The 3,145-nt window shown below is 63.5% G+C and carries 4 protein-coding genes and 1 tRNA gene; 1 reads left to right on the plus strand and 4 read right to left on the minus strand.

Features of this window, described 5'->3' with window-relative positions; all coding sequences use genetic code 11:
- Positions 1–231 precede the first annotated feature (231 nt).
- Complete coding sequence (locus V6M39_RS12425; RefSeq protein WP_332644130.1) at positions 232–1,347, minus strand: FUSC family protein; 1,116 nt, start codon at positions 1,345–1,347, stop codon at positions 232–234.
- 6 nt (positions 1,348–1,353) lie between these two features.
- Complete coding sequence (locus V6M39_RS12430; RefSeq protein WP_332644131.1) at positions 1,354–1,602, minus strand: DUF3618 domain-containing protein; 249 nt, start codon at positions 1,600–1,602, stop codon at positions 1,354–1,356.
- Positions 1,603–1,672: 70 nt separating this feature from the next.
- On the opposite strand from V6M39_RS12430, the gene bcp reads away from it, so the two are divergent.
- Positions 1,673–2,146: a thioredoxin-dependent thiol peroxidase gene (bcp, locus tag V6M39_RS12435; protein WP_332644132.1), complete on the plus strand. Its 474-nt coding sequence runs from the start codon at positions 1,673–1,675 to the stop codon at positions 2,144–2,146.
- Between the two features lie 251 nt (positions 2,147–2,397).
- Here the strand turns inward: bcp and V6M39_RS12440 are convergent.
- A tRNA-Leu gene (locus V6M39_RS12440) sits at positions 2,398–2,479 on the minus strand.
- Between the two features lie 155 nt (positions 2,480–2,634).
- A complete protein-coding gene (locus V6M39_RS12445; RefSeq protein ID WP_332644133.1) occupies positions 2,635–3,057 on the minus strand; it encodes an SRPBCC family protein in 423 nt (140 codons plus the stop codon).
- Positions 3,058–3,145: the final 88 nt, after the last annotated feature.

Below are 3,145 nucleotides of genomic sequence, written 5' to 3' on the forward strand. Positions count from 1 at the left end.
ATGACTACTTCAGGTGCACTGCTTCGGAGGTCGGACCGGCAAAGGGCATGACGGCAAGACGGCTATCGCGGCCGTTCGTCATCGTGATGATCTTCTTCATGGGTCCACCTCCTTCATCAGTTTCGTGCTCTGTCGGAGCAGTCGTGCAAACGTAGCGCAGCCGCTGCGAACTTGTCTAACCTCCAAGCCGTGTCGCGGCCAATAGGTCCGATTTGTGCCAGTCGGCCGAGCTCAGAACTCGAGGCGTTCGTCGATCTCGTCTCGGGTGAAGCCGCTGGCATACAGCAGGTCGGCGGCGAGCGACCGCACCTGCGCGGCGATCGACGCGCTGTTCATCGTCATGGCCTCGGGCAGCGCAGCGGACGCCATACGGGCCGCTTCTACGAGCTCCTGGCGGGCTTCGTCGAACGCATCCTGCTGCGACAGGTCGTCGGCGAAGATGCCGATCGCCTTTGCCAACGCGTCGATCGCAAGATCCATGTCTGGCGGCACCTGCTCGCCATGACGCAGCAGGGCGGATGTCTTGCGGGCCAGCACCCGGGCGTCACGTACTGCGTTGTCGAGGTCGCGCACCGTCGCAACATACGTCTCGACATGCTCGCGTTGCTTCCACCGCATCGGCGCCATACGAGCGATCTCGGTGACGTTGGCCGCGGTCGAGGTCATCGACTCAACTTGCGGCTGCATCGCCCTCGCTTCGTTGAGTGCCATGTCGGCGAGCGATGCATCGACCGTACGAAGTGCCTGCGCCGTACGACTGAGAATGCCGGCGAGCTGCTTCAGGAACTGTTGCACCTCACGGTCGATGTCTCGCACGGGGTTGCGGGGTATGAGCAGGATCGTCGCCAGTCCGAACACTCCTCCCACAAGCGCGTCGATGAAGCGCGTGGTCGCTGGATTGGCGCTGCCTGCCACCGGGATGACCGTCGCCAACAAGACCGACGATGTCGCTGCCTGGGTGAGCGCGAGCCCCTTCAAACCGACCAGGATGCCCACAATCATCGTCAACACGATGACCAGCGCGAGCTGCCAGGTGCCACGGCCGATCAGCATGATGATCAGCTCTCCGACGAGGACTCCAGTGGAGACGCCCAGGACGAGCTCGAACAACGTTCGGCCGCGCAGCCCTGCTCCTGCGATGAGCACGATGATCGCTGCGATCGGGGCGAAGAACGCCTGCTGGTGGTCCAGGACATGGGTCGCAAAGAAGTAGGCGGCAGACGTGGCGAGGCTGAGCCGCAGCAACAGTCGCCACCGTCGCCGGAGAATGTGCAGACGGTCGCGGAACGTACCTTCAGACCGACGCAGGCGCAGTCGGCGAAGCGGTATGTCGCGCGCCGGGCTCATGGGTGCCTAGCGGAGCAGGCGACGCAGAACGACGATCGCCGTGACGGTGGCAGCGATGCCACCGACCACCGGTGCAATGGACGAGATCTTGGGACTGCCATCCGGCTCCACGAAGCGACCCTTGATGCTGGCCAAGCCACGGCGAGCGATCGTGCTCGGGTGGGCCCGATCGATCAGTGCATCGACGGTGTCGGCCAACCGATCACGGATCTCTTCGATCTCGTTGACCAACTCATCGGAATCGGCCTTTGCCACGTCGCGCCTCACTCGTCTGGACGGCGAGGCCACGGAAGCGGGCCTGCGCTCGTACGTCAGGATAGTGCGTATGACTGATCGACTGCAGCCCGGAGACTCCGCACCCGACTTCACACTGTTCAACGATGCCGGTGAGTCAGTGACCCTGTCGGACCTGCGCGGCCAAAAGGTGATCGTCTACTTCTACCCCGCCGCGATGACGCCCGGCTGCAGCAAGCAGGCCTGCGACTTCAGCGACTCGATCGATCGTCTGCAGGCTGAGGGCTACACGGTCCTCGGCATCTCACCGGACAAGCCCGAGAAGCTCGCGAAGTTCCGCGAGCGCGACGGGCTCACGATCACGCTGTTGTCAGACCCGGAGCGCGAAGTGCTTGAAGCCTGGGGCGCATACGGCGAGAAGAAGCTCTACGGCAAGGTCGTCGTCGGCGTCATCCGGTCGACGTTCGTCGTCGATGGCGACGGCAAGATCTCGTACGCCGCCTACAACGTCAAAGCCACCGGCCACGTCGCCAAGCTGCGCAAGGACCTCAAGCTCGACGTCTGACCTTCCTTTGGCTCTCGAGCGGGGCGATACTGCGGATATGCGGTTCGTCAGCAGACTCCTCGAACGGCGGTCGACCAAGCCCGCCTGGGATTCTCTGACGCGCGAAGAGCAAGGGATCATCGTCCGCAATCGCCAGCCCGGAGCCTTCGCTGCTCACGGCATTGCGGACGGTTACAGCACGCCCAACTTCAGCCCCGCCTGCCGCAGGTAGTTCAAGAGTTTGGTGCCGGTGACAGGGCTCAAGTATTGGGTGCCGGTGACAGGACTTGAACCTGCACGCTCGAAAGCACAGGATCCTAAATCCTGCGTGTCTACCAGTTCCACCACACCGGCCCGAGCTCCATCTTAGGCGTCAGCGGTCGACTCTCTCGCAACCGTCACCCAGATGAGTTGGAGCGAACGCGACGGAGCCATCCGACCTGAGGGATCGCGCCCGAGGTCAACCACGGGGGCCGTGCACGGAGGTCCTGTCATCGGCACTCAACCAACTAGTCAGTGAGCTTGGGGAGACCCTTGGCGATGTTGGTGGCGAGCACCTTGCCGACGAGGCCGGACAGGCCGGGCGCGATGTTGAAGCCGATCGTGTAGTCGAGCTTGGTGCCACCGTCAGCCGTCGGCGTCAGAACCTGCTTGCCCCAGTGACCGCGCAGCGGGCTGCCCTTGGTGATCTTGTACTCGATCAGCGTGTTGGGCTCGGCGACCGTGGTGGTCTCCTGGAACGCCGGAAGCGGACCGAGCTTGAGGCTGCGGGTCGAGCCAACGCCGTTGCGTGACGTGTCGCCATCCTTGACGCGAGTGATCTTGGCACCGAAGACGGGGCCCAGGTTCTCGTGCTCGGCGAGCTTGTCGAAAACAGTCTTCGGATCGGACTTGTACGTGTGCGTGACGTGGACGCGCTGGGGAGTAGCCATAACGGAGGAGTCTAGGGTGATTTGCCATGGAGCGGCGTTCGAACCCCAGCGGCGAGACGCCATCGCTCCAACAACCGATCAGCGCGGG

Source organism: Aeromicrobium sp. (genome assembly GCF_036675695.1).
In the GTDB taxonomy this organism is placed as follows: domain Bacteria; phylum Actinomycetota; class Actinomycetes; order Propionibacteriales; family Nocardioidaceae; genus Aeromicrobium.

What these genes read in the sequence shown, in the direction of transcription:
- V6M39_RS12425 (WP_332644130.1), bottom strand. Translation starts at nt 1,347, where the DNA reads ATGAGCCCGGCGCGCGACATACCGCTTCGCCGACTGCGCCTGCGTCGG.
- bcp (WP_332644132.1), top strand. Translation starts at nt 1,673, where the DNA reads ATGACTGATCGACTGCAGCCCGGAGACTCCGCACCCGACTTCACACTG.
- V6M39_RS12445 (WP_332644133.1), bottom strand. Translation starts at nt 3,057, where the DNA reads ATGGCTACTCCCCAGCGCGTCCACGTCACGCACACGTACAAGTCCGAT.